General features: G+C 40.8%; 25 protein-coding genes and 1 pseudogene. 12 read left to right on the top strand and 14 right to left on the bottom strand.

All coding sequences use genetic code 11. From position 1 onward, the window contains the following. Positions 1–172: 172 nt before the first annotated feature. Positions 173–970, top strand: a complete 798-nt coding sequence (locus J3L16_RS14930) for a PhzF family phenazine biosynthesis protein (protein WP_207613802.1) — start codon at positions 173–175, stop codon at positions 968–970. A gap of 5 nt (positions 971–975) precedes the next feature. Here J3L16_RS14930 and J3L16_RS14925 read toward each other — a convergent pair whose 3' ends face one another. Then, the gene (locus tag J3L16_RS14925) at positions 976–2,256 is read right to left on the bottom strand and encodes a hypothetical protein (protein WP_207613801.1); all 1,281 of its coding nucleotides are present in this window, start codon (positions 2,254–2,256) and stop codon (positions 976–978) included. Next, entirely contained in the window at positions 2,219–2,680 is a 462-nt protein-coding gene (locus J3L16_RS14920) for a hypothetical protein (protein ID WP_207613800.1), read from the bottom strand. The genes J3L16_RS14925 and J3L16_RS14920 overlap by 38 nt, the downstream gene beginning before the upstream one ends. 171 nt (positions 2,681–2,851) lie before the next feature. Between J3L16_RS14920 and J3L16_RS14915 the strand changes: the two genes are divergently transcribed. Further along, positions 2,852–4,468, top strand: coding sequence for a sensor domain-containing diguanylate cyclase (locus tag J3L16_RS14915; RefSeq protein WP_207613799.1), 1,617 nt, complete (start codon positions 2,852–2,854; stop codon positions 4,466–4,468). Here J3L16_RS14915 and pdsS read toward each other — a convergent pair. Both pdsS and pdsR read right to left on the bottom strand, forming a co-directional pair. After that, positions 4,465–6,621, bottom strand: a complete 2,157-nt coding sequence (pdsS, locus tag J3L16_RS14910; RefSeq protein WP_207613798.1) for a proteobacterial dedicated sortase system histidine kinase — start codon at positions 6,619–6,621, stop codon at positions 4,465–4,467. The genes J3L16_RS14915 and pdsS overlap by 4 nt on opposite strands. Positions 6,622–6,625: 4 nt before the next feature. Beyond that, positions 6,626–7,354, bottom strand: coding sequence for a proteobacterial dedicated sortase system response regulator (gene pdsR, locus J3L16_RS14905; RefSeq protein ID WP_242698863.1), 729 nt, complete (start codon positions 7,352–7,354; stop codon positions 6,626–6,628). Positions 7,355–7,555: 201 nt separating this feature from the next. Between pdsR and pdsO the strand changes: the two genes are divergently transcribed. The 5 genes from pdsO (at position 7,556) to panP (ending at position 12,417) form a co-directional block, all read left to right on the top strand. After that, entirely contained in the window at positions 7,556–8,275 is a 720-nt protein-coding gene (gene pdsO / locus J3L16_RS14900) for a sortase-associated OmpA-like protein PdsO (protein WP_207613797.1), read from the top strand. A 169-nt stretch (positions 8,276–8,444) separates the two neighbouring features. Further along, entirely contained in the window at positions 8,445–9,371 is a 927-nt protein-coding gene (locus J3L16_RS14895) for an ABC transporter ATP-binding protein (protein ID WP_207613796.1), read from the top strand. A gap of 1 nt (position 9,372) precedes the next feature. Next, complete coding sequence (locus tag J3L16_RS14890) at positions 9,373–10,146, top strand: ABC transporter permease (protein WP_207613795.1); 774 nt, start codon at positions 9,373–9,375, stop codon at positions 10,144–10,146. Then, the gene (locus J3L16_RS14885; RefSeq protein ID WP_207613794.1) at positions 10,146–10,820 is read left to right on the top strand and encodes a methyltransferase domain-containing protein; all 675 of its coding nucleotides are present in this window, start codon (positions 10,146–10,148) and stop codon (positions 10,818–10,820) included. The genes J3L16_RS14890 and J3L16_RS14885 overlap by 1 nt, the downstream gene beginning before the upstream one ends. Then, a complete protein-coding gene (panP, locus tag J3L16_RS14880) occupies positions 10,813–12,417 on the top strand; it encodes a pyridoxal-dependent aspartate 1-decarboxylase PanP (RefSeq protein WP_207613793.1) in 1,605 nt (534 codons plus the stop codon). The genes J3L16_RS14885 and panP overlap by 8 nt, the downstream gene beginning before the upstream one ends. On the opposite strand, the gene panC is transcribed toward panP, so the two are convergent. The 8 genes from panC to J3L16_RS14840 all read right to left on the bottom strand — a co-directional run bounded on the left by panC (position 12,400) and on the right by J3L16_RS14840 (position 18,440). Then, positions 12,400–13,260 carry a pantoate--beta-alanine ligase gene (panC, locus tag J3L16_RS14875; protein WP_207613806.1) on the bottom strand — a complete coding sequence of 287 codons (861 nt, stop codon included), beginning with the start codon at positions 13,258–13,260 and terminating at the stop codon, positions 12,400–12,402. The genes panP and panC overlap by 18 nt on opposite strands. A 4-nt stretch (positions 13,261–13,264) precedes the next feature. Next, positions 13,265–14,059, bottom strand: coding sequence for a 3-methyl-2-oxobutanoate hydroxymethyltransferase (gene panB / locus J3L16_RS14870; protein ID WP_207613792.1), 795 nt, complete (start codon positions 14,057–14,059; stop codon positions 13,265–13,267). A 14-nt stretch (positions 14,060–14,073) separates the two neighbouring features. Next, positions 14,074–14,562: a 2-amino-4-hydroxy-6-hydroxymethyldihydropteridine diphosphokinase gene (gene folK, locus J3L16_RS14865; protein WP_207613805.1), complete on the bottom strand. Its 489-nt coding sequence runs from the start codon at positions 14,560–14,562 to the stop codon at positions 14,074–14,076. Next, positions 14,552–15,808, bottom strand: a complete 1,257-nt coding sequence (pcnB, locus tag J3L16_RS14860; protein ID WP_242698861.1) for a polynucleotide adenylyltransferase PcnB — start codon at positions 15,806–15,808, stop codon at positions 14,552–14,554. Before pcnB ends, folK begins: the two co-directional genes overlap by 11 nt. 170 nt (positions 15,809–15,978) lie before the next feature. Next, positions 15,979–16,818: a tRNA glutamyl-Q(34) synthetase GluQRS gene (gene gluQRS, locus J3L16_RS14855; protein WP_207613790.1), complete on the bottom strand. Its 840-nt coding sequence runs from the start codon at positions 16,816–16,818 to the stop codon at positions 15,979–15,981. Positions 16,819–16,845: 27 nt separating this feature from the next. After that, on the bottom strand, positions 16,846–17,295 hold the full coding sequence (gene dksA / locus J3L16_RS14850; RefSeq protein ID WP_207613789.1) for an RNA polymerase-binding protein DksA: 450 nt from the start codon (positions 17,293–17,295) through the stop codon (positions 16,846–16,848). 145 nt (positions 17,296–17,440) lie between these two features. Then, positions 17,441–18,148 (bottom strand): DNA/RNA nuclease SfsA, encoded by a 708-nt coding sequence (sfsA, locus tag J3L16_RS14845; RefSeq protein WP_207613788.1) that lies wholly within the window; start codon positions 18,146–18,148, stop codon positions 17,441–17,443. Positions 18,149–18,257: 109 nt separating this feature from the next. Further along, positions 18,258–18,440 (bottom strand): helix-turn-helix domain-containing protein, encoded by a 183-nt coding sequence (locus J3L16_RS14840; protein ID WP_207613787.1) that lies wholly within the window; start codon positions 18,438–18,440, stop codon positions 18,258–18,260. A gap of 167 nt (positions 18,441–18,607) precedes the next feature. Between J3L16_RS14840 and J3L16_RS14835 the strand changes: the two genes are divergently transcribed. Then, a complete protein-coding gene (locus tag J3L16_RS14835) occupies positions 18,608–19,186 on the top strand; it encodes a YjaG family protein (RefSeq protein ID WP_207613786.1) in 579 nt (192 codons plus the stop codon). Here J3L16_RS14835 and rsmD read toward each other — a convergent pair. Continuing rightward, positions 19,175–19,747 (bottom strand): 16S rRNA (guanine(966)-N(2))-methyltransferase RsmD, encoded by a 573-nt coding sequence (rsmD, locus tag J3L16_RS14830; protein WP_242698860.1) that lies wholly within the window; start codon positions 19,745–19,747, stop codon positions 19,175–19,177. The two genes, J3L16_RS14835 and rsmD, sit on opposite strands and share 12 nt — an antisense overlap. Before the next feature lie 189 nt (positions 19,748–19,936). On the opposite strand from rsmD, the pseudogene ftsY reads away from it, so the two are divergent. The 3 genes and pseudogenes from ftsY to ftsX form a co-directional block, all read left to right on the top strand. After that, positions 19,937–20,944, top strand: a pseudogene (ftsY, locus tag J3L16_RS14825) (signal recognition particle-docking protein FtsY); the annotation flags it as partial. A gap of 62 nt (positions 20,945–21,006) precedes the next feature. After that, a complete protein-coding gene (ftsE, locus tag J3L16_RS14820) occupies positions 21,007–21,693 on the top strand; it encodes a cell division ATP-binding protein FtsE (protein ID WP_207613784.1) in 687 nt (228 codons plus the stop codon). Next, the gene (gene ftsX / locus J3L16_RS14815; protein ID WP_207613783.1) at positions 21,690–22,673 is read left to right on the top strand and encodes a permease-like cell division protein FtsX; all 984 of its coding nucleotides are present in this window, start codon (positions 21,690–21,692) and stop codon (positions 22,671–22,673) included. Before ftsE ends, ftsX begins: the two co-directional genes overlap by 4 nt. Here the strand turns inward: ftsX and J3L16_RS14810 are convergent. Beyond that, a complete protein-coding gene (locus J3L16_RS14810) occupies positions 22,670–23,908 on the bottom strand; it encodes an EAL domain-containing protein (RefSeq protein WP_207613782.1) in 1,239 nt (412 codons plus the stop codon). The genes ftsX and J3L16_RS14810 overlap by 4 nt on opposite strands. Positions 23,909–24,251: 343 nt before the next feature. On the opposite strand from J3L16_RS14810, the gene rpoH reads away from it, so the two are divergent. Further along, positions 24,252–25,103: an RNA polymerase sigma factor RpoH gene (gene rpoH / locus J3L16_RS14805; RefSeq protein ID WP_207613781.1), complete on the top strand. Its 852-nt coding sequence runs from the start codon at positions 24,252–24,254 to the stop codon at positions 25,101–25,103. Positions 25,104–25,133: the final 30 nt, after the last annotated feature.

The raw sequence follows: 25,133 nt of genomic DNA, 5'->3' as shown, positions 1-25,133 counted from the left end.
TGGTCGTACAGTAGGTGCGGGTGTTGTATCAAAAATCCTAGACTAATATTGCATTAGTTAAGGATGAAAGAAAGGTCACTTAGGTGGCCTTTTTTGTTGCCTGTAATTTATTGAAAGAGATAAGTTGCCGAATTAACCTCTATATGTACCCAAAGAAAAATAAGAGCTGATTATGAAATTAGAAATAGATGTTGTTGATGCATTTACAGATTCAGTATTTTCAGGGAATCCAGCGGCAGTTGTGATTATTAAAGAATGGCTACCCGACGAAGTAATGCAAAATATTGCAACAGAAAACAATTTGTCTGAAACTGCATTTATCGTTCGTATTGAACACAATGTATATGCCATTCGCTGGTTTTCTCCAATTACTGAAATCTCATTTTGTGGTCACGCAACCCTAGCTTCTGCTTTTGTGGTATTTAAAAGAGACCCGAATCTTGATTCACTGTGTTTTGTAACCAGTAAGGTAGGGGAGCTCACCGTGGTTAAAGGCGAAAACGAATTTTTCGAAATGAATTTTCCAAATACTATGCCTCAGATCGTTAACGAAATCCCAGAGGCATTAATTGCTGGGTTATCTATTCCTCCCAGTGAGGTGTATAAGAATAGCCAGGCTTATTTCGTTGTTTATGGGGACGAAAGTGAAGTTTTATCTGTAGAACGAGATAATGCGATACTAGCAGAGCTAAAGCCTTTAGATATTGTGGTTACCTGTAAATCAGAGACTAATAAATACGATTTCATCTCTCGTTATTTTTGGCCAGCAAATGGCGGCGATGAAGATCCAGTAACAGGCTCTATTCATACAGGCTTGGTACCCTTATGGGCAACGCGCTTAAATAAAACGAAACTCATTGCGTATCAGGCGTCTTCACGAGGCGGAATATTGCAATGTGAACTACATGGAGATCGCGTAAGCATTTCGGGTAAAGCAGTACAATATCTTGAAGGTATTATTTACATATAAACACGTTAAAACACTAAATTGAGCCCTATATGTAGAAGATTGAGATTTTTGTCTTCGATATAAACTTGGCCATTAGAGGTCGATACAGGGCCAATACTACCTGCGTTATTAACTATAAAGTGATCATATTGAAACTTTATTGCGGTGTTAGAGTAAAGGTCCCATCTTAGCCCAACTGAAAAGCGAGTATGGTCATTTTTAGCACTTAACGCTATTGATCTTGCCGTATCAGATAGTTGATTCAATTGCGCTATGACCTGTGAAGACACAAAATCAGGTTGTTCAGGCACATCTAAGTTAGTCTTAATTTGTTCTGGATTGATGAAAGCTCCAACAATAAAAGGAGTAATTTGCTTGTATCGATAACCTAAAGATAAATAACCTGCATAATAGGCATTACTGACTAACCAGTTAATATTTGTTCGAGACAGCTCTGATTGGATAATAAAGGGATATCTATCGTACTTTAGGCCAGCTGTAAGATACGCAGAAGATACTTTGGAAGTACCCAGTCGAGAAGAGATCAGTTGCGCATTGGGCCAGAGGACTTGTGGAATATTCGCAAAGGCTAACGCACTGTTATCCAGAACGTCAGATCCCGTGACTACAATGTTGCCTTTCGTGTACGCCGTGAATAAAGTGAAGTTAAAGTTTGTCCATTCTGCGCTGATTGATAAAGAGTCATCTATTTTAATTTTACTTGCCTCATTACGTTCTTCTGCATGACCAAAAGCAGCATGAAAGCTGGTAAACCCTTCAAATAGTTTAGTTCTGTATTTTACGCCCAACCCGTCAATAGCCTCTACAAGTTCTGATTGAGAATAAATTTCGGTGGGTGCTCTGGCCCATAAATAAGTGTGCCCAACCACACGAGAATCGGATAGCATGTAAATATTGCTGTTAATTCTTCCTGCAAGCAGCGACCAATTTCGAGATGGGCTATACCTTATAAATGCAGTTTGTAAATGAGTATCAAGCTCGTTAAATAGGCTATCTTCAATATTTACCTGTGCAAATACATCGAGTTTGTCTTGTATTAACCAGTTCGCTTGGAAACCGATAACTGAATCAGTCAGTATGCTTGTGCCATCTCTTTTGTTGGTATAAAAAGAACGTGAAAATTCTAAATCGGAGTTGTCTTCATGGGTAAGAGCTATTGTTGCAAAGGCATTTAGTTTTAGCCTTGGCTGGGCCACTACATCATAGGATGAAAAACCAAAATTCAGCACTAAAGAAATGAATGTAAGGTTATTCCTTAGGCAGGGAAAGCGAGAATTGGTATACAATTTTCATCTCCTCAGTTACTTTGCTTTTGGGTAGATAGGCTAGACTACGTTTGTCATTTGTTATAAGTGAAAAAACATCTGATTCATTTTTAGCTTTTAAAGGGGGAGCTGCCGTCCCAGAAAAAATTAGACGGGACCAATATGAGTTAATTTGAGTTTCAGTTTGTCCAATTAAGCCATCGTAAAATTGTATTTTTACATCTGAACCTGTGGGATAATCTATGGGCTGAGCGGAAGAGCCGTTTGGGAAACTTTGGTAGCGACCCATATAGATATCGATTAATTCTTTTTTAGATAGTTCAGAAGTGTCGTTTTGTTTGTTAACAACAACAACTATCGTATAGTCTTCAGCTAACAGAGAAAAATGAATACTAATGGTTGATAGTATCCAGAAAATGGAAATTAATGGCGAATAGCGTTTCATTTTCTAGATAAACAGCCCTATTCTATACATGTAAAGCATTTAACTAAAGATTAGCAGAAAATTTGTACTATCCAAGTCACGTATTATTCTTAGTAATACTAAAAATAAAATTATATGAATCTAATTTAATCATAACCGGGCGTTTTTTTACCGACCAAAGGCATTTTGTGCATGTCAAAAGTTCTTTTTTTTAACCGCTTATACGTTAGAATTTCTACCGTGATATGTTTGATCTCAATGCTGATTAGTAGCCTTGCATCTTATTTTTCGTATCAAGCAAATTTGGCAAAAGAGCAAAAAGAGAATGTCGCTTTAGTATATCAATTGGCTGATAGCCTTAAAAGGACAGCTGCTATCGCAGCGTATGTAGGTGACGAGAACTTAGCGAACGAGATAACAAAAGGTTTTGCTGCGACTAACTTAGTAAGTTCTGCGTCTATTTCTAGCCCCCCTGACATGTATATTAGTAATGGTACATTTGAACGTTCAGGCTCGCCTGTTTCAATTACCCTACTTAACCCATTCAATGAAACAGAGACAATAGGTATATTGAAAATATACCCAGATGCAGAATTCATTAAGCAAAGAGCTATATATACAGCGCGTCTTAATGTTTTTTTATTGATGGGATTAAGTTTAGTCATCGCAATTTTTGTTTCAGTTTTTATATATAGTTTGTTGACTAGGCATGTTCGAGCACTCACTGATAGTGTGGATGGCGTCGACACTAAATCACACAATGCAATGCAGGCTATTGATATAAATTATAAAAAGAATGACGAACTTGGAAAATTACTTTTCGGAATAAACAGACTGATTAACACGCTAAAAAGTAACTTAGTTGAAGAACAGACTCTGAGAGAACGAACTGAAGCGCTCGAAAAGCGCTTTAGGCTCATATTTGAGCAAGCAAGTGCTGGAATTGCAGTTATTGATAGTGAAAATAGAATATATGCACACAATACAGCGTTTGAGCAGCTTGTCCCTTTTGACTCTAAGACCACAGTATCAATCACAGAGCTTTTCTTGAATGCCGAAGAAGTAAAACGAGTTATTGATGAAATCAAAGATGGTCATTGCGACGATCAACAATCAAAAGACATGGCGGTGATTAGAGACGGAGAGCTGAGGTTTATTCATTGTCTGTTTGCTACTATCGAAGATGAAAGAAATGAAGAAAGAGAAATAGGCAAAGAACAACTTATTCAACTTATTGTTTATGATATTACTGACCGCATGCGAAGAGAAAGGAAAACGCGTTTTGAAGCGGATCACGACGCTTTGACGCAATTGAAGAACAGAAGAGCAGGCGAGTCAGGGCTTAAAACATTATATCAAGAAGCCCTCGCTGCAAATCGTTCGTTTGTCTTAATGATGATTGATTTAGATAAATTCAAGCCCGTTAACGATACTTATGGGCATGATGTTGGTGATGAAGTTTTAAAAGCAGTGGCCTCTTGTATTCGTCACTATTTTGATGAGCAGTCGGATATTTGTGTTCGTTGGGGCGGAGATGAATTTATGGTGGGCTTTAGTGATGCTGAGTATCAAAAAGAAGACGTGGAAGGATTAGCGACCAACTTATTACAGGATTTAAATACGCCCATAACATTAGAAAATGGGATTGTATGTAGCGTAGGAGCAAGTATTGGTATTGTTTCATCTTTGAATGACGGTGCAAATTTCGATGAATTACTTCTCCGCGCTGATGAATCAATGTACTTTGCAAAAAATAACGGGAGAAACCAAGTTTTCTTTTATTCTCGCATAAATGAAGAACCTAGCTAATTTACATCACTGAAACTAAACACTACGCAAACGCCGCTGTTATCGGGTAAGTTGGTGATCGATAAATTACCGTGATGAAAACGCGCGATAATTTGTGCGATATAGAGTCCTAGCCCTAAATGTACGTTACTATTTGCGTCACTATGTGGCCGTATTGACACCATCGAGTGTAAAAGTTGATTTTCTATAACATCGGGTAGTATTGGTCCGAGGTTGGTTACGCTTAAATGTGTTTTACCCGAACTTTGCCAAAGCCGTAGCTTAATTTTTTCATCGTGCTGGCTAAATTCCACCGCATTGGCAATCACCTTGTCGAGCATCTGTACGAATAAGTCGGGAGAACCGATTAATTTTACATTTTCCGTCACAGCTTCAAATTCAAATTGTCTTTCTGTGTAAACATGTTGGTACCCTTTTATACAAGACGTCAAAATAGGGCTCGGTGTAAAAGGTTCTCTCTCTTCTCTTTCCAATAACTGCTCAAGGCGAGTTGCCTCACTCATACTATTGAGCATTTTACTGAGCCGTTCTATGCCTGTTTTTGCACGTTCAATCACTTCCTCTCTTTGCTTGCTGTCATCAATGCTTGGCAACATGTCCAATGATGATTTTACTACAGCAACTGGCGTTCTCAATTCGTGAGATAGCCTTGATGCCATGGATTCTAAATAGGTGTTGTATTGATTTAAGCGGGACAAGACATTACTGAAAGTTAGCCATAAGTCGCCAATTTCGTCATAGGCTTTGACGGGCTTTAATTCGCCGACGATTTTGCCATTGTCGTCAATAATACTTTCAGTAGCATCACGTAGTGCACGAGTTCGGCTGGTTGTTCTGTGTGACAAAAAGACGATCCCCATTGTGGTAACTAACATTACAGCCAAAATCATATTGAAAAGGTCTTCAAGTGCTCGATTTCTAAGGGTGCGTATACCATGGGTTGTTTGCTCAATAACAACTGCGCCAATAACCTCATTTTGATAAAAAATAGGATGGGACGAAGACAAAATAACGGCTTTGTTGTCTTCAGACAAACGCCATAACGAATCGGGTTTACCTATTAATGCCGATTGAATGTCATCGCCCTCTAGCGCCATTGCGTTTGTCAACGTATCGATAAATGCGTTAGGCGGGCGGGTCAATATGCGATAGTACAGAGGTAATAGATAGTTCGCTTCAAACGTGTGCCAAAGGCTGTTACTTGGGTTGTCGTCACCAGGTTTTATGCCTGGAGATGATTGAATATCGCCCACTTTTGCTAATACTCTTTGATAGCGATCCACTACCCAAATTCTAGAATCGGCGTACAACAATGAACTTAGGATACGTTCGATTTCTGGCGAGGGTGTAACGACGGTGCCAAGCTCATTGTCTTTATTTGGGTTGGCGGTGCCTATCCCTGTTGCTAAGCCTGAACTGTAGTCATCTACATCCATATACGCAAAAGCTAAGCCGTGAGAGGTTATATCAAGAGGTAAACGCAATTCAATATTTACGCCTTGTTCAGTGGCAATCCATTCGCCTTGAACAAATAGCGCATTATCAGCAATGGTATAACCGTCATTCCCTTTTAAGCGATAAGCGTTCACCCAGCCGTTGCTATAAGGACTAATGACATAACGCTCCAGTTCACCTAAGTTATTTTTTAAGCCTATGAGTAGGTGGTCGTTTTTTTCAACATACAAACTATTCTTGGGACGCCAAATAACCATATCATCAATCACAGTAAAACGAGCATAAAGGTACTCGCCATAGCGACCAACCATATGGGATAAATGCACTGAGGTTTCATCACTGCGTGTATTTTTTGAGGGTAAAACAACATCTTCATTTCCATATTCATGGATCAAGTGGTCAATGCTTTGCCAATCATTAAAATTGCCATCTAGGCGCACAGGTGCAGGTAATGGAGGGGCATATAAATCGGTACCCGGACGGAGTTCATTTCGATAAGATGCGTTTGCGTCTAGTAAGGTGGGTTGCTCGTGGAGCATAGTGGCTACCGCTCTGGCAGTACCAATCATGGTATTTTCTTGGCCTTTGCGTAAATACGATTCCATTTCCCATATATATTTGTAACCTAAATAAGGAACCACAGCGAGTAGGAGTGTGATAGTAAACAGCTGGGATCGTAAAGAAATGCGTAGACGCATAAGATTAGTTTGCCTCGCTTATCCAGCGATATCCAATGCCATACACAGTATCTATGGCAGTGAAATTGGCATCTAGTTTTAGAAATTTTTTACGCATGCGTTTTATGTGTGAAGTGATAGTAGCGTCATCTACAACCATTTTGGAATCGTCCATGAGCTGTTGACGGCTGCGTACATGTCCAGGACGTTTAACTAAGGCATGAAGCATCCAAAATTCAGTTACCGTGAGATCTACAGGAATATTGTTCCACTCTACTGTCATACGATCCACATCGATACTCAGTAAATCCACTTCAATCAATGTCGGCGAGCTAGGTGATTTGCTCTGTAAACTGTCTGAGCGTCGAAGCAATGCCGATAACCGTGCAAATAGGTGCTGCATGCTGATATCTTTAGTTAAGTAATCGTCAGCTCCCATGCGCAGGCCGCTAATTGTATCAACGTCGTTGTCTCTAGCCGTAAAAAATAATATCGGTAGAGTAGCGGACATTTGTCTAAGCATTTGGCAAAGAATGAAGCCGCCTTCCATTTCTTCATTTAAGCCAATATCAATAATGGCTAAATCGGGCAAGCCCGAACGAAACGCCGCTTCCGCATCTGCGCGGTTTGAATATGGTTGTACTTTATAGCCTTGGCTTTGTAATGCAAGAGCATAGTTTTCTCGTATTGCTGGGTCGTCTTCAACTAAGGCTATTGTTCGTTTCGTGGTCATTTGGTTTTTCCAATTCTTCATGCACTCCCTTTATAGCGTTAGCGTGGCTAGATTGCACCCCACACCGTCACATTTCCATTAGATTGCCATTTTGTTGCCACATTTACCGAGAAAAAACACGGCTGTGCATAATTCGTCTCTACATTTCCTTTGTTTTTCCCTTAGCGCGACATTTTTATGAGGTTTACTTAAAACCGTAAATTACCTAAAGGAAAATTAAACATGAACAAGACATTACTAACACTGACTATCGTATCTTGCTTAAGCACTCCAGTTGCTTTTGCGAAATCAAACTCTGATGAGACAAAGAATTCGACATCTGTACTGGTTGGGTTGGGTTCTGGTGCTTTAGCCGGTGGTGCTGTAGGTGGGCCTCCTGGTGCTGTGATTGGCGGAATTATTGGATTATTTATTGGCAATGATCACTCCAATCAAAAAGAAATAAAACAGCTTAATGCTTCCCTTGAAAATACGCAGTCGATTTTGAATGACGAACAACAAGCGCTGATTGCTGCAAATCACTCGTTAGCCCAATATAAATTAGCTCTTGAAGATGCGGATGAAACTATTCGTCAAGCCAAACTTTCTGAGCTAGCGACACAGGTGCAATTTAAAACGGGAGATGCCACTATTTCACCGGTGTTTTTCAAACACCTTGATGACTTAGCAAATGTGATGCAAGAAGATGAAACTCTTTCGTTGAACATTCAAGGGTATGCTGATGTTCGTGGAGATGAAACATATAACCAATCATTGTCAGAGCAACGTGCAATTAATATAAAAAACTATTTAATGAAAAATGGCGTAGATGGGGCTCGTTTGTCCCACTCGGCACTAGGTGAGAGCGCCAGTGTGGGAAGCGATTATGAAGAACACTTCTTTGATAGAAAAGTCGTCATGACGCTTTCGTCAGCGCCTGAAACAGCAACGGCTAAACGTTAAACGTGCTTGCCGCCAGTCCAGTCACCTTTGGTTGAAAAGCGCTCACCCAGTTGGGTGGGGCGCTTTTTAGCACGGTAGCAAAATCCGCCATAAACGTCTCTTCAATATCTTTTTGTAGGTGATTTATGGCAAAATACTCGACCTAATGACAACAATCAAATTTACGTTCATGCACGCGCTTAATATTTCGGGTTTAAAAAAGAGTTATAAAGGTGGGGTGCAAGCCCTTAAAGGCGTTGATTTAAAAGTAGAAGAAGGTGACTTCTTTGCTTTACTTGGACCAAATGGTGCGGGTAAATCAACGACTATTGGAATTATTAGTTCACTGGTGAATGCCTCTTCTGGCGATGTGTCTGTTTTCGGCCACGACTTACATACGGAAAAAGCCAAAGCTAAATCATGTATTGGTTTGGTGCCCCAAGAGTTTAATTTCAATCAGTTCGAAACCTTGCTACAAATCGTTCTGAATCAGGCGGGTTACTATGGCGTCCCTAGGCAGGAAGCGCGAAAGCGTGCTGAGAAATACCTAAAGCAGCTTGAGTTGTGGGACAAGCGCAATGCGAGAGCCAGAGAGCTGTCTGGCGGAATGAAACGCAGATTAATGATTGCAAGAGCATTAGTTCATAACCCCAAAATGCTGATTCTAGACGAGCCTACTGCAGGCGTAGATATAGAAATCCGCCGCTCTATGTGGACGTTTTTGAAAGAAATAAATGAGCAAGGGGTCACCATTATTCTCACGACCCATTACTTAGAAGAAGCAGAAACCTTGTGCCGGAATATTGCGATAATAGATAAAGGTGTCATTGTAGAAAACACCAGTATCAAGGCATTGCTTGCGCAGTTAAACAGTGAAACCTTTATTCTTGATATTGAAGAAGGCAATACGCCAACGCTTGATGGTTATGAATACCGACTTGTAGACGCGCACACATTAGAAGTAGATGTAGACAAAGAGGCCAGTTTGAATGCTATTTTCATACAGCTACAACAGCAAAATGTTCAAGTGAAAAGTATGCGCAATAAGTCGAATCGTTTAGAGGAGTTATTTGTTCACCTTGTTGAATCTGGACGCCAAAAGGGGAGCAATCAGTAATATGTTTACATCATCAAATTGGGTGGCACTGACCACATTATGGATAAAAGAATGTACTCGGTTTTTGCGTATATGGGTGCAAACATTGGTTCCCCCTGCAATTACAATGAGTTTGTATTTTGTTATTTTTGGTAGTTTGATTGGCGAGAGAATTGGTCAAATGGGTGGCTTTAGTTACATGGAATTCATTGTTCCTGGGCTAATCATGATGTCGGTTATTACGAATTCATATGCCAATGTCGCATCTTCTTTCTTTAGTGCTAAGTTTCAACGCAATGTTGAGGAGTTACTTATCTCTCCTATTCCGACATGGGCAATTATATTGGGGTTTGTTGGCGGTGGCGTGGCTAGGGCTTCGTTGATTGGCGTTATTGTCACCTGCGTATCGTTATTTTTTGTTGATGTTCACATTCATCATTTAGGTGTGATTGTTATTACCTTATTTTTAACCTCGACGCTTTTCTCTACCGCAGGTTTATTAAACGCTATTTTCGCTAAAACATTTGACGATATCAGTTTAGTGCCGACGTTCGTTCTTACGCCGTTAACGTATTTAGGTGGGGTTTTTTATTCTTTGACATTACTACCTGAGTTTTGGCAATGGGTCAGTAAGGCTAACCCAATTGTTTACATGGTTAATGGCTTTCGTTACGGATTTTTAGGTGTGAGTGACGTTAACGTAGGCATTTCATTAGGGCTACTTGTTGTATTTAACCTAGTGTTATTTGGGCTGGTTTACGTACTACTTCAACGCGGCACAGGTATTCGCGCTTAATGTCAAGAAACACCAAATCTAGAGAAATTGGGTCAAACCAATTAGGCGTACATGAAAAGCTTCACAGTTTAGTGGAGCGGTATAAATCCACACAGTTTGCCCGTCCTATCTCTGAACATACGCAACGGGCATTTGATGAAGTGCTACCTTGGTTAACACAAGGTAGCAGTGAGCTTATCTTAGATGCGTGCTGCGGTGTTGGGCAAAGTACAGTCACGCTCGCTAAACAATTTCCTTCGGCGAAAGTGTTGGGTGTTGATAAATCGGTTCACCGTTTGGAAAAACACCATGCCTATGAAGCAGAAGCGTGTAATTACCAGTTGTTACGTGCTGATTTGAATGATTTTTGGCGTCTGTTAGCACAGCACAATATTGTTTTTACTAAACACTATATTCTTTATCCAAACCCGTACCCGAAAGCAACACAAATACAAAAGCGATGGTACGCTAGTGCAATAATGCCTTACTTGATGCAGTTATCTCCTTGCCTTGAGTTACGCAGTAACTGGAAGTTGTATTTAGAGGAATTTGCTATTGCTGCGCAATCCTATGGATTCGACGGGACTGTTGTGAATATTGGCCCCCATGTCGAGCCATTGACGCCATTCGAAAAGAAGTATATTCAAAGTAATCAAACCTGCTATCAGTTGATTTTAGAGAAACGGTATGACTAAAGCTCAAGTAAGTTTACAGCATTTATTTCGCATTTTTACTAAGCCAGAACACCAAGGTTCTAAGCTAAGTGAAATCGAAAAGCATTTGTCAGATAACGTGCTCGATTTTTTGTCTCAACACGTTGTCACTCAGCCAAAATCATTAGAAGAAATAGAAACTTTTTTTTCTGACCCAAGGGTACCTGAATCACCTGAATTCGTATCGGATTTCTCTGAGCATTTACTTAAGGATGTTGTCGCCCATTCAGTCAATACTTACTCCCCACGATTTATTGGGCATATGACATCGGCACTGCCTTATTTTCATTTGTCTTTAGCTAAGTTATTGGTTGGGTTAAACCAAAATCCAGTGAAAATAGAAACGTCTAAGGCATTTACGCCTCTTGAACGTCAAGTTTTAGGCATGTTACACGATTTAGTGTATGGCGAATCCGATGAGTTTTATGAGGCACACTTACACAGTGCTCATCATGCGCTAGGGGCGTTTTGTTCTGGCGGTACAGTGGCAAATACAACAGCCCTTTGGGTTGCGCGAAATAAAAAGCTAGCTGCCGATGGCAACTTTAAAGGCGTTCATCGAGCCGGCATTGCCGCGGCATACAAGCATTATGGTATTAATCAACTTGGTATTTTATGTTCTAAAAGAGGGCATTATTCTATTGCTAAAGCTGCCGATTTAATTGGTATTGGAAGAGAGCAAATGCTCACTTTACCTTGTTCTCAGCAAACATTAGAACCCGAAGCTGTGCTGAAGGCAGGACTGGAATATCAAAGTAAAGGCAATGACATAATGGCTATCGTAGGGATAGCGGGTACCACGGAAACCGGCCATATCGATCCCTTAGACGAACTCGCCGATGTAGCTAAAGAACTGGGTACTTGGTTTCATGTGGATGCAGCATGGGGGGGAGCGACTTTGTTTTCAACCTCGTATCGAGATCGCTTAGCTGGCATAGAAAAGGCCGACTCAGTGACTATTGATGCCCATAAGCAAATGTATGTGCCTATGGGAGCCGGTATGGCGTTGTTTAAAGACCCTAGTGCAGCTAACTCGGTACGACATCACGCTCAGTACATTCTAAGAGAAGGTTCTAAAGACTTAGGGTCTACCACCCTAGAAGGGTCGAGAAATGGCATGGCGATGATGGTATATGCATCTATGCGCATTTTAGGACGCCAAGGCTATCAGCTTCTTATTGATCACTGTATCGAGAAAGCACAGTTCTTTGCAGATATTATTCGCCGTCACCCCGATTTTGAGCTGATCACCGCGCCTAAGCTAAGCATTCTGACTTATCGTATATGTCCTTCTGCTTTGCAGGCTAAAATGAAAGAGGGGACATCACAAGACAATAAAGCCCACAACCAAAGGCTAGATAGTTTGGTAACACATGTGCAAAAAGCACAACGTGAGGCGGGTAAGTCTTTTGTGTCGAGAACGCGCTTGGAAGTGCCTGAGCATGGTGACGCGGCTATTTCAGTATTTCGTGTGGTGCTTGCAAACCCTTTAACTACCCATGCTGATTTAGAAGCAATATTGGCAGAACAACGAGACATTGCCCGTCGCTCTGCAATTTGGTTAGAGCTCGACCGGTAAGGTAAATTGAAAGTTATCTATCAATCGTGTTTTGCCCATAAATGCGGCGGCTAAAATAACGAGACGGGTATCTTCATGGTTAGGGTAAAGCAAATTTTTGGCGTCTCTAATTTCTAAGTAATCAGGTTTAAAACCCGCTGCCGATAACGCAATTTTGTGTTCTGCAATGAGTCGCCCGAAATCTCTTCGTCCCTCAATAACCTGAGCAGCAAAGGCTTGTATTGTTTCATACAAAACACTGGCTTGTTGCTTTTGTTCATCAGACAAATAAGTGTTTCTAGAACTCATAGCAAGGCCATTATCTTCACGTTCGGTAGGCACACCGTGAATTTCGACATTCATGGATAGGTCTTGAACCATAGCTCGGATAACTTGTAGTTGCTGGTAATCTTTTTCGCCAAAAAACGCTTTATTTGGCTGCACCATATTAAACAACTTACATACTATAGTAGCTACGCCTCTAAAATGACCAGGGCGGCTTGCGCCACAAATCATATAGGATATTCCAGGTACTTCTACGAAGGTTTGTTGCTCTAGTCCTCTGGGATAAATATCGTCAGAGGTGGGAAGAAACAACACATCTACGCCCATAGCTTCGAGCTTTTGTTTATCCTCTTCTAGCGTTTTAGGGTAGGCATCTAAATCTTCATCAGGGCCGAACTGAAGAGGATTCACAAATATAGATACAACCACGATATCAGCGGCTTTTTTAGCTGCTTCTACAAGTCGCAAATGTCCTTGGTGTAAATTGCCCATAGTTGGGACAAAGGCGATTGATTCACCCTCAATTTGCCATTTTCTGCGTCGCTCGCGCAACGTTGTAATACTGGATATAGTCTGCATAAAATCACTTGAAACTGTGTTCATCGCCAGGGAATTCCCCAGCTTCTACTTCTTTAATGAATTGGCTAACCGAAGCGCGTAAATCGCCGGTCTGTTGCAAATAGTTTTTAGAAAACTTCGGCATGTAGTTAGCACTTACTCCCAACATATCATGCATAACTAATATTTGTCCGTCGGTGTGAACACCTGCGCCAATACCAATGACCGGTATTGCTACTGCTTCACTAACTGCTTTACCTACGGCGATGGGTACACATTCCAATACAATCAATTGCGCGCCAGCTTTTTCTAATGCAAGTGCTGAGTCGACTAGGGATTGCGCAGCTTCTTCTGTCTTTCCTTGAATTTTGAAGCCACCGAATACGTGAACAGATTGCGGGGTTAAGCCTATGTGACCACATACTGGAATACCTCTTTGAGTCAATCCAAAAATGGTTTCGGTAAGCCATTCTCCGCCTTCAACTTTTACCATGCTCGCACCGCTAGCCATTAGTTTAGCTGCGTTTTTGTACGCGTCTTCTGGCGTGGCGTAGCTCATAAAGGGCATGTCAGCAATGATTAAGGTACGTTCACAGCCTCTCGCGACGCATGCGGTGTGGTAAGCAATATCATCAACAGTAACAGGTAAGGTGTCTTTGTGACCTTGTAGTACCATTCCCATGGAGTCACCAATCAATAAGGTGTCTATGCCTTGTTCGTCGAAGAGCTTTGCAAAACTTGCATCGTATGCAGTCAGCGCAGTTATTTTTGTCCCTTCTTGCTTTTTCTTTTGAAGCGTAGAAAGCGTGACTTTTTTCATATAGACCTCGGTAATTATCTAAGTCGAGATAGGCCGTCAAGTGAGCAATCTGCTACCCATTTTGCAATGGGGCGACCGTCGGGCATGATAAGAGTTGGCGCAAGTTCAAACAAGGGCACTAAAACAAATTCTCTTTGTGCAATGCCTGCGTGAGGGATTGTTAGTCTCTCTTCATTTATCGTATTTGTTGAATATAGCAAGATATCAAGATCAAGGGTTCTCGGTCCCCAACGTTCACCTTTGCGTTCTCTTCCATGTGTACTCTCGATATTCTGGCATAAATCGAGCAGTTCAATGGGGTCTAAAGACGTACTGATTTCGCAAACGGCGTTAAAGTAATCAGGCTGGTTTTTTGGGCCCATAGGTGCACTTTTGTATAAAGATGATACAGCATTGATTGTGATATCAGCACTTTCCGAAAGGGCGTTTACAGCGTCTGAGATTGTATTTTCGCTGTCACCTAGGTTACTACCTAGGCCAATATATACTGGCTCAATCATTATTTTTTGATACCGCACGCTTGGGGCGACGACGTTTGTGCTTTTTGGGACCGTCGTGCCTCAAAGAACTCAGCATGGTTTTTTGTACAGATGGGGCGGCATGTTGAAACTTTGTCCACCATTGACCTAATTCTAATAGTTCGCCACCTTCAACTTCTCCGCGCATCAATAAAAAATCGTAACCGGCACGGAATTTAGGGTGAGCTAAGGCTTGATAGGCACGTTTACCAAAACGTCGTGGTAAACGTTGCTGTAATATCCAAATATCCCTAATCACAGTGGAGAATCGTTTGGGGATCATGATACGTTGCACTTGCCTGTGTAAGACTTCACCCTGAGCCATCATGAAGGCGTCGTAACGAGAAAGCCCTGCTTCTTGTATAATCTGATCGGTGCGTTCTTCAAGGGGATACCAGAGGAATGCGGCATAAATAAAAGCAGGAGTAACTCTTTGGTCGTTGTTAATTCGCTTGTCGGTGTTTTCTAACACATTTTCCAAAAACAGCGTTTCTTTGCTATTCGAATCCTGTAATAAGGGTTGAAGTTGAGGAAAGAGAACACCGAATAAACCGTAGGTTTGTAATAACTCGTAGGTTTTTACCGCCTTTCCTGCCAAAAATAGTTTTAGGACTTCTTCAAACAGTCTAGCCGGTGGAATATTGCTCAGTAAGTGATTGAGGCTGTGTATCGCATCTGCTGCGCTGGGCTCAATACGCATATTCAATTTAGCAGAGAAGCGTATCGCCCTTAACATTCTTACTGGATCTTCTCGGTAACGGGTTTCGGCATCGCCGATTAATGCAAATTCACCGCTTTTAAGTGCGTCAATGCCCCCTGCAAAATCCGTAACCTCTTGAGTCGAGGGGTTGTAGTACATTGCATTGATATTGAAGTCGCGGCGCTGGGCATCTTCTTGAATATTACCGTAAACGTTATCTCTTAATAGTTGGCCGTCAGAACTTTGTTTGCCCTTTTTGTCTTCGCTACTGGCTTCATCATGGTGGCCTCTAAACGTCGCCACTTCGATAATCTCTCTACCAAAAAGAACGTGTGCTAAGCGAAAACGCCTACCTATTAGACGACAATTTCTAAAAGTCGCTTTAATTTGTTCAGGTGTTGCGTTAGTGGCAACGTCAAAATCTTTTGGCGATAACCCTAGTAAACTATCTCGCACGCAGCCGCCCACAAGGTACGCTTCGTAGCCTGCTTTTTGCAGACCATCAGTGACCTTTATGGCGTTCGGGCTCATCAGCGCCTTGTTAATCTTATGCTGTTTAACACTGTACGTTTTAGCGTTCAATGTTTGGCTTTGTCGCTCAGTACCTTCGGCATCTGATGTAAACGCTGTCGCTATTTTCTTTATAACGCGGGATATAATAATGCTACTCCTCAATAAGGTGCGCTAGTTTACTCGATATTCTAACCGTCGACTAGACCATGTTTTAATCGCCATGAATGTATTGCATTATTCAATATGCCATTAATTGAGTTTTGGCCGGATTGAATATCTATTTCAAGAAACTGACAGGCTAATTTCAAATTATGTTCAGGTGTTTGGTTGCAAATAGCCGGGGCGTGATTTTGCTTGCTGAGCTTTAATCCATTGTGATCTTTTAGAACCGGAAAATGCGCGTAGCTTGGCGCTGGTTGATTAAAATATTTATAGAGAGCTAAGTGACTTGGCGTCGTTGTAAGTAAATCTTCACCTCTGACAATATGGTTAATATGTTGCGAAATATCGTCAACAACTACGGCCAAATTGTAAGCCACAATGCCGTCTTTTCTCAGTAGGACAAAATCATCAAGTGTATCACTATCGTCCATAGCGACATTACCTTTGAAGCGATCTGTAAAAGTCGAAATTTGTTGAAAATGGTGGAATCTTATCGCACCACTTTTATGTCCGTTTAATTTGCAACTCGAAGGATGAACACCGGCATTGTCCTTAATCATTTTACGGGTACATTGACAGTAGTAACCGCAAGATTCAGATACAATTTCTTCTATATTGCGTTGATAAATGTGGAGTCTATTCGATTGAAGCAGTACGGAGCCGTCCCAACATAAGCCATGATGGCTAAGTGTTGACTGAATTTGCGAACTGTATTTTGGGTCACACCTAGGCGTGTCTAAGTCTTCAATTCTTAGATGCCAAAGTCCATTGTGAGCTTTGGCATCTAAATAACTAGCAAGCGCAGCGACCAGAGAGCCCATATGTAATGGGCCTGATGGCGAGGGCGCAAAACGGCCTATATACATGAACTAAAGAATGCGTAAAAACAGAGCTTAGCCCTGCATTTGCTTCTCTTTGATTTCAGCCATTGTTTTACAATCTATGCAAAGGTCCGCTGTGGGCCTTGCTTCTAGACGTCTGATACCGATTTCAATACCGCATGTGTCACAAAAACCGAAATCGTCTTCTTCAATGCGTTTAAGTGTCTTCTCAATTTTCTTGATTAATTTGCGCTCTCTGTCTCGAGTTCGCAATTCAAGACTAAATTCTTCTTCTTGAGCTGCGCGATCAACCGGGTCGGGAAAATTAGCGGCTTCATCTTTCATGTGTGTAACTGTGCGATCAACTTCTTGACGAAGTTGGTTACGCCACGCTTTTAGCAACAAACGGAAATGTTCCATTTGCTGTTCGTTCATATACTCTTCGCCGTCTTTAGTTTGGTATGGGGTTAACCCAGCCAAAGCTAAAAGGCCAATTGTTTTTGATTCAGTTCCTGTTGGCATATGCCACTTCTCCTTCATCGCGACTCGCAAATCATAATAACGACAACTGATAATGAATATCAGAATAGCTGCAGGTTAGCAATTCAGCGTCTGTATTTATTCAGCACGCAATATGGCGACTGATGAGAAAAAATCAACCATTTTTTTACATGTTAAAATTTAGTGTTTGATTTATATGGAATTTTTCATTGCTAAAGTTTGTGCTAACAACAATTATATTTACACCCGAAGAAATTGCTTGGGAAAGCGCATCGGCATAATTAGGATCAATATGTCGCGCAGGGCGGACCTGTTTGATACCTGAATGCTGCACGCAAAAAACTAGACTACAAGGGTAACCTTGTACAGCTAACGCAGCTAGCTCGTTGCAGTGCTTTGTCGCTCTTGTTGACACTGTATCGGGGAAATAACCTATCGAGTCTTCGCACAGTGTGACTGATTTTACCTCAATAAAGTGAATAGGGTTTTGTTCTTTGTCGAGAAGAGCGAAGTCTAAACGAGAGGTTTTGGACTTTAGGGGATATTCTCGTTTTAGCGTCGCGTCTCCAATATTCAAAATCAGATTGCTATTAAGCAAACATTCTTCGACTAACTTATTGGCATTGTGTGTATTAATTCCTATCCACTCTCCTTGTTTGTTGATTGCCGCTTCCCATGTGTAGGCGAGTTTACGCTTAGGGTTTGGATCATAACGCAATAAGGCAGTTGAATTTGGCTCGGCACAATGAGTCATTGCGCCTGTGTTAGGGCAATGTGCTGTAATCTGACTACCATCTTCTAACTCTACATCAGCTAAAAAGCGTTTGTATCGTTTTATCAAACGGCCTTGAATAAGGGCGGAGTTAAATTTCATGAAAGCAAAGACAAAAGGAAATGATATATTGAGGATAACTAAAAACAGAGGATATCCATATACAAATTATTGTATATGGGATCCAAAAATGATTTGCAGCGGAAGCTTATTAGATACCGCCCAGGCGTTCAGCAAGGACTTTATATTTTTCTACATCTTCACGAGCGAATAAAGGTTTGCCTTCGGCATCTTTATCTTTTGCAATTAATAAACTTTCTCTTTCAAGACGTTCAACGCGAACTTCTTTTACGTCGAGAAACGCGGCTACATCAGTTACTGACATAAGGCTCATTGTCTACCTCCAATGATATAATTAAGTGACTGTTAAAAGTTATGCAAGAATATGAAATTTTTCCAATTTTTATTGAAATTAATTAAATAAAATTAATTATGATGAGACCATAGTGCTTCCTGTGGCACACTATAAATAGTGAAAAGTTAAATTTACTCAAGGTCAGAATGACGAAATTAAATACATTTGCTCGAGTCAGAGCACTAAGCCATTGGCATGCTAAGTGTTTTTGTGTTGCACTGTTATCAAGAATGGCACCAAACTTTCATTTGTTTGCTGTGGTGGTGGAGCATGAAACACCTGATTTGTTGAGTAAAGTATTAGAGCTGACCAAAGAAAGCCTTGTGTCACCTAAAAGTAAAATTAATTTTTCGCTTCAAATTGAAAAAATAGAAGAAGCTGCGCCGGATATTTCTGCTTTTGATATGTTTGGAGTCTACCCTGCAAATGATGCATGTATGGCAATGGTAGCGACTCTCAATTTATTTTCAAATGAAGACCCAGGTGGCGCTGTGGTCGTATCAAAGTTGTCTCAAGGTGGGGTAGAAGCCTACCTACTGAATAGCCAGGAAGCTGATGATGACACGGTCAAAACGCATCCCTTGATGGAGTTCGAAGTCTCGTTGCAAAACGCTTTGCTCGATTATTTAGAGCAAGGAGCGAAATCAAAAGAAACACTCCAGCAATGTTTGGCTATTGCATTAGAAGAAAATATGAGCAATATAGGTATTGATTTATCTCATTGAGCAACGATAGAGCGCGTAAGTAAATTGCGGTGTGCGCTTTTCTTTAATCAGTGACAGCTCTTCGTATGATAGAGGCGACATACCACTTTCATATTCTATGTATACCAACGAACCGTTTTTAATGGCTTTGCTTTTTAGCAATGCAGTTAAAAACGGTGTTAATAAGCCTTTGTTAAACGGCGGGTCAACAAACACAATATCGAAAGGTGTTGAGTGTTGGGATAGCGCCTGAATACTATCGGAACACAAAATAGTCGGCGAAACATTGAGTTTAGTTGCATTTTGTTGCAAATTTTTAGCGGCTAATTTGTCTTTTTCAACAAATACAACCTTATTTGCGCCTCGAGATAATGCTTCAAAACCTAGACTTCCCGCACCAGCGAAGGCATCGAGACATTCAGCGTCTCGTATGTCATTCATCAGCCAATTAAATAAGGTTTCTTTCGTTCTATCGGATGTTGGACGCAGGCCATCAGCGTGTAAAACGGGTAATTTTCGACCACGCCAGAGGCCGCTAATAATTCTAACTTGACCAGATACTCGATTCCTAGTGGCTGACAATGCTATTATTCCAATCTAGACCATTAATTTAACGAACTATTATCAAGGTTCTCAGTCACTATGTCGAAACTTTTTAAGTGGTTTAATAAAGACAAACCGACAGTACAAAGCGATCAGCCCCTCGTTGATCCAACTATTGAAAACGCTCAGGATAACATTGAGGCTCCTGTTGAAGAGCCCAAGGCTAAAGAGCCAGAAGCCGAATTGCAACCAGAAAAAGAAGATAATAAAACATCATTTTTTGGGCGATTAAAAGCGTCTTTATCTAAGACTAAAACCAACATTGGGAGTGGTTTTGTTTCGTTATTTAAAGGCAAAACTATTGATGATGAGCTTTATGAGGATTTAGAAACTCAATTACTGGTTGCTGATGTTGGCATGGATACAACACAGAAAATCATCAAAAACTTAACCGAAAGTGTGAATCGGACACAGTTAAAAGATGGTGAAGCTTTATTTGGTGAATTAAGGCAACAAATGAGTACTCTACTAGAGCCTGTAAACGAACCTCTTTGGCCGAAAATCGAAGCCCATGATCCCGCTTCAGGCCCTTATGTCATATTAATGGTGGGCGTGAATGGTGTGGGTAAAACTACAACCATAGGAAAGTTGGCTAAGCAATTTCAAAGTAAAGGCAAGAAAGTCATGCTAGCTGCAGGGGATACTTTCCGAGCGGCGGCAGTTGAGCAGCTACAAGTGTGGGGAGAGCGAAACGATATTCCCGTGATTGCTCAGCACACTGGCGCAGACAGTGCATCTGTATTGTTTGACGCGGTAGAAGCCGCGAGAGCAAGGAATGTAGACATATTACTTGCGGATACCGCAGGTCGTTTGCAAAACAAAGACAATTTAATGGAAGAACTGAAAAAAGTCGTTCGGGTTATGAAAAAAGTTCACCCTGATGCGCCTCATGAAGTTATGTTAACCATCGATGCTGGAACAGGCCAAAATGCCATTAGCCAAGCTGAGCTTTTCAATAAGGCCGTAGGTTTAACGGGTATAACGTTAACCAAGCTTGACGGAACTGCAAAAGGTGGAGTGATTTTTGCGATCGCAGATAAGTTAAATCTACCGATTCGCTATGTAGGGGTAGGAGAAGGCATTGATGATTTGCAAACCTTTGACAGCGAGGCCTTTATTCAGGCATTGTTTTCCGATAGTTCTGAATCTGATGGAAATGTTGAAGTAACTGAATAATAGAATAAGAATTCAAAGCCTTAGTTTGGCCAAAGGCTTAGCTTAGCAGTATAGGAAATAGCATGATTAGTTTTGAAGAGGTGAGCAAAACTTACCCCGGTGGACAACAGGCACTGGTGAAAGTCGATTTCCATATTGAGGCTGGGGAAATGGCCTTTTTAACAGGTCATTCGGGCGCAGGTAAAAGTACATTGCTCAAATTGATTAGCATTATGGAGCGTCCAAGTGTAGGCCGAGTGTTAATTAATGGACACGATCTAAACCAAATTTCTCGCCGTCAAATTGCTTATATTCGAAGAGATATCGGGATGATATTTCAAAGCCATAAATTATTAATGGAAAAAACGGTCTTCGATAACATTGCATTGCCTTTAGTAATCGAAGGTTATACTCACAAAGAAATTAGTAAACGGGTTTATGCTGCATTAGACATGGTAAGTCTTAGCGACAAAGCCAAATTGTATCCGATGATGTTATCGGGTGGGGAGCAACAACGAGTAGGTATTGCTCGTGCAGTTGTCAACAAACCGCCCATATTATTAGCAGATGAACCTACAGGTAACTTAGATCCTAAGTTATCGATGGAAATTATCAATTTATTCGAAGAGTTTAACCGTGCAGGGGTTGCAGTGTTAATAGCAACCCATGATTTAGGCTTAATAGCGAGAATGCGATACCGCACATTGACACTGAAGAAAGGGCGAATGATTACCGATGGATTAGGTGGTTCTTCAGGGGATTTTCAATGAGTATTCTATTTTCGCAAGTAAAAAAAGGCGCTGATGAACGGAAAAAGATTGGCGTGTTTCAACGAATAATTATGTTTTTTGTTAGTCATATTCGTCAGGCTGTAGGTAGCTTGGGAGAGCTTTGGCGGCAGCCTATGGCGAGTTTGATGACAGTTGCTGTATTGGGTTTGAGCATCACTTTGCCAGGTACTTTATACATTATGGTGAAGAACATTGAAAAAATGACAGCAGGTTGGGATCAAGCCGCAGAGATTTCATTATTTTTATCACCTCAGACGTCGTCCAGTTCTGCTCAACAACTCGTCGCTAGGCTGTCAACGTGGTCAGAAATAGATTCCGTGGTTTATATTCCTGCCGACGATGCCCTCGAAGAGTTTAAGCAACTTTCTGGTTTAGGCGATGCATTAGCCTATTTACCTGACAATCCATTACCCAATGTTATTTTAGTCGCGCCTGCTACAAAGCATACCACTCCAAGAGCCGCTAGAGCACTCTTAGAACGTTTGCAGTCTCAACGCGAGGTTGATTCAGGAAAGCTTGATATTGAGTGGTTAGAGCGTTTGTATGCGCTAGTTAACATAGCCCGAGATCTGGTCTTTTTGATTGGAGGCTTGTTATTTGTGTCTGTGGTGTTGATTATTGGGAACACTATTCGTTTGAATATACTGTCTCAACGGGAAGAAATATTAGTTATGAAACTCGTTGGGGCGACAGATGCATTTATCCACAGGCCCTTTTTATATACGGGTTTTTGGTATGGTTTTCTCGGCGGAATGCTGGCTTGGATAGCCATTATAGCGATTTTATGGTGGATGGGGGCGAGCATACAAAACTTTGCAGCTCTGTATGAAAAAGAATTTTACATAACAGGACTAACGGGATCAGCGCTGTTCACGTTACTTGGCGTTTCGGTGTTATTGGGCGTAATAGGATCAGCGATGTCTGTTCATCGACATGTGCGATCAATTGAGCCGAGCTAATCTACAGCTCGGCTTGGGAAGTAAGCAGAAATACTCTGTCTAACGCCATTCCCCCACACAATAGATTGATTGTAAATTCCATGGAGTTCCTTTTGGTCTATGTCTAATACGCGAGATTGTTGAATTACCGTTAGCCAAACGGCACTTTCAAATGCCTTGACTAAAGACAAATAGGAAGAAAATTCTTCATTCTCTCCCAGCAAGGCTTTTTTCACTTTGTCTACAAGAGGTAATTGCTGAAGTACATCAGACATAGATTGATCCAATAAACTTTCTAGCAAAGAAAACAACCCTATCAAAAAGCCATAGGGCGGGTTTTGATCTAGTTTTCTACGTTGCGATAGCAAATCGAAAAATTTTGCTCGTACCAATGACATATGAATTAGTTCTATGGCTTTATCGTCGCTTAGGTTAGCTAAAGAGAGCAGGGCAATGAACTTTTTAATTTCAACTTCACCCATAAAATTTAACGCATGTTTCAATGACGAAATTTGGTAGCGCTTATTAATTGTTGGATTGTTTATGAATTTCAGTAACAAAAACGATAACGCTGCGTCTCGCTCAACAATGTTATTTATACGTTCTATATCAAAAGACGATTTCGAGCTTTCACCCATTAAATCGATGAGGTTTAATTTGGATGCAGGTAGGTTTCGCTGTATGCGCTGTTCTGGTTGGGCAAAGAAATACCCTTGGAACAAATCAAACCCCATTTCCTTGCAAGCATTAAAATCATTGTAGGTTGCAACGTGTTCAGCAATGAGTTGAATATTAAATTTTGATAATAGTGCAATGTGTGTTTTTAATTCACTAATATCGACTTGAGAGATATTAATTTTAACAATATCAGCAGACTCTAACAGTATTTCTGTTTTGGTGTTTACATTGAGGTTGCTTAAGGCCACTTTGAAACCTAATGATTTTATTTTGTGGCAAGCATCTGAAATGACATTTTCATCGTCCTTTGAGGCGTCGAATTCTACGATGACTGACTCTGGCTGTAACAAAGGGGGTAGACATTCCTCTAGCATTTGAGGGTCGATAGTAATAAAAGAGGTTTTTTCGGCACAAATGTCGTCTAACCCAAGACCGTTGAATTTTTCTGACAACTTTTGTTTACTTGGACTCGCTTTTTCAGGAAGCGCACCACCTTTACCGTCTCTAAAAATGAGCTCGTAAGCAAAAACGTTTTTATTGTGATCGAGTATTGGCTCTCTGGCGATAAATGCAAACATTGTAGGACAAAACACTGATTGTTGGATATACAGACAATAACCTTAGCCTAAACTTTACAATGGGTCTAATTATTAAAGTGATTGCTTTTGAAGGAATTATTTTTTTGTCAATAGAGGCAGGCTCAATTTAATAAAGATAGAATATTTCTTAGTTAAGTAATTGTTGAAATATGAGCAAATTTAGCTAATTTAAGAGGAGAACCTAAAAAAATGAAAACTAATTTTTATTTTGTTGGTCTTGATATATGTAGTAGGAATCTATACATACTATAAATCGGTCAAAGATGACTCGTAAAATTAAATACTGTTTGCTATTATCAAGCGTCCAGTACAGAGGTGACAAATGAGCAATTCAACAACTATGGCATTACCCGCACTTCAAAGTGGCAGTCTAGAGTCTTATATTCAGGCCGTTAGCGGGATAAATATGTTATCTGCAGACGAAGAACGGCAATTGGCAGAGAAATTGCGTGCGGACGACGATATAGAATCGGCCCGTAGACTCGTTATGTCTCACCTGCGTTTTGTTGTTCATATTGCAAAATCTTATAGTGGCTATGGTCTCCCTCAAGCCGACTTGGTTCAGGAAGGTAATATTGGCCTAATGAAAGCGGTCAAACGTTTCGACCCTACAGTAGGTGTTCGCCTTGTTAGCTTCGCGGTTCATTGGATAAAAGCTGAAATACATGAATTTGTATTAAAAAATTGGCGTATCGTAAAAGTTGCAACAACGAAAGCACAACGCAAACTCTTCTTTAATCTACGCAAAGCAAAAAAACGCTTAGGCTGGTTTACTCATGATGAAGTGCAAACGGTTGCAAGAGAACTAGGTGTAAGCACTAAAGAGGTTCTTCAGATGGAAGCGCGTATGAGCTCTCAAGATCAAGCATTTGATTTGAGTGCTGATGATGATGAAAATGCGAATTTCGCACCAGCGCAATATTTAGAAGATAAAACAACTGATGTTGAGATGGACGTCATTAATAACGATTGGGATGCAAATGCAACTAAGCGTTTATATTCAGCTCTTAAAACATTAGATGAGCGTAGCCAGCATATTATTGAGACTCGTTGGTTAACGGATGATAAGTCAACGTTGCAAGATTTAGCCGACCAATATGAAGTGTCTGCTGAACGAGTTCGTCAAATTGAAAAGAATGCAATGAAGAAATTGCAGTCTGCTATGGCTGCTTAATTCTGTTTCAGATTTAGCATTTGTTTAAAA

Source organism: Alteromonas sp. 5E99-2 (assembly GCF_017368475.1).
GTDB lineage: Bacteria > Pseudomonadota > Gammaproteobacteria > Enterobacterales > Alteromonadaceae > Alteromonas_F.
This window is presented reverse-complemented; position numbering and strand designations above follow the sequence as displayed.

Excerpts from the sequence above, each read along its gene's own strand:
- J3L16_RS14920 (WP_207613800.1), bottom strand. The coding sequence starts at position 2,680 with ATGAAACGCTATTCGCCATTAATTTCCATTTTCTGGATACTATCAACC.
- gluQRS (WP_207613790.1), bottom strand. The coding sequence starts at position 16,818 with ATGTATATAGGCCGTTTTGCGCCCTCGCCATCAGGCCCATTACATATG.
- J3L16_RS14890 (WP_207613795.1), top strand. The coding sequence starts at position 9,373 with ATGTTTACATCATCAAATTGGGTGGCACTGACCACATTATGGATAAAA.
- pdsO (WP_207613797.1), top strand. The coding sequence starts at position 7,556 with ATGAACAAGACATTACTAACACTGACTATCGTATCTTGCTTAAGCACT.
- J3L16_RS14840 (WP_207613787.1), bottom strand. The coding sequence starts at position 18,440 with ATGAGCCTTATGTCAGTAACTGATGTAGCCGCGTTTCTCGACGTAAAA.
- panB (WP_207613792.1), bottom strand. The coding sequence starts at position 14,059 with ATGAAAAAAGTCACGCTTTCTACGCTTCAAAAGAAAAAGCAAGAAGGG.
- J3L16_RS14895 (WP_207613796.1), top strand. The coding sequence starts at position 8,445 with ATGCACGCGCTTAATATTTCGGGTTTAAAAAAGAGTTATAAAGGTGGG.
- J3L16_RS14930 (WP_207613802.1), top strand. The coding sequence starts at position 173 with ATGAAATTAGAAATAGATGTTGTTGATGCATTTACAGATTCAGTATTT.
- rpoH (WP_207613781.1), top strand. The coding sequence starts at position 24,252 with ATGAGCAATTCAACAACTATGGCATTACCCGCACTTCAAAGTGGCAGT.
- pdsR (WP_242698863.1), bottom strand. The coding sequence starts at position 7,354 with ATGAAGAATTGGAAAAACCAAATGACCACGAAACGAACAATAGCCTTA.
- J3L16_RS14835 (WP_207613786.1), top strand. The coding sequence starts at position 18,608 with ATGACGAAATTAAATACATTTGCTCGAGTCAGAGCACTAAGCCATTGG.
- J3L16_RS14885 (WP_207613794.1), top strand. The coding sequence starts at position 10,146 with ATGTCAAGAAACACCAAATCTAGAGAAATTGGGTCAAACCAATTAGGC.
- panC (WP_207613806.1), bottom strand. The coding sequence starts at position 13,260 with ATGCAGACTATATCCAGTATTACAACGTTGCGCGAGCGACGCAGAAAA.
- ftsX (WP_207613783.1), top strand. The coding sequence starts at position 21,690 with ATGAGTATTCTATTTTCGCAAGTAAAAAAAGGCGCTGATGAACGGAAA.
- J3L16_RS14810 (WP_207613782.1), bottom strand. The coding sequence starts at position 23,908 with ATGTTTGCATTTATCGCCAGAGAGCCAATACTCGATCACAATAAAAAC.
- pdsS (WP_207613798.1), bottom strand. The coding sequence starts at position 6,621 with ATGCGTCTACGCATTTCTTTACGATCCCAGCTGTTTACTATCACACTC.
- J3L16_RS14915 (WP_207613799.1), top strand. The coding sequence starts at position 2,852 with ATGTCAAAAGTTCTTTTTTTTAACCGCTTATACGTTAGAATTTCTACC.
- panP (WP_207613793.1), top strand. The coding sequence starts at position 10,813 with ATGACTAAAGCTCAAGTAAGTTTACAGCATTTATTTCGCATTTTTACT.
- dksA (WP_207613789.1), bottom strand. The coding sequence starts at position 17,295 with ATGCCAACAGGAACTGAATCAAAAACAATTGGCCTTTTAGCTTTGGCT.
- ftsE (WP_207613784.1), top strand. The coding sequence starts at position 21,007 with ATGATTAGTTTTGAAGAGGTGAGCAAAACTTACCCCGGTGGACAACAG.
- pcnB (WP_242698861.1), bottom strand. The coding sequence starts at position 15,808 with ATGAGCCCGAACGCCATAAAGGTCACTGATGGTCTGCAAAAAGCAGGC.
- sfsA (WP_207613788.1), bottom strand. The coding sequence starts at position 18,148 with ATGAAATTTAACTCCGCCCTTATTCAAGGCCGTTTGATAAAACGATAC.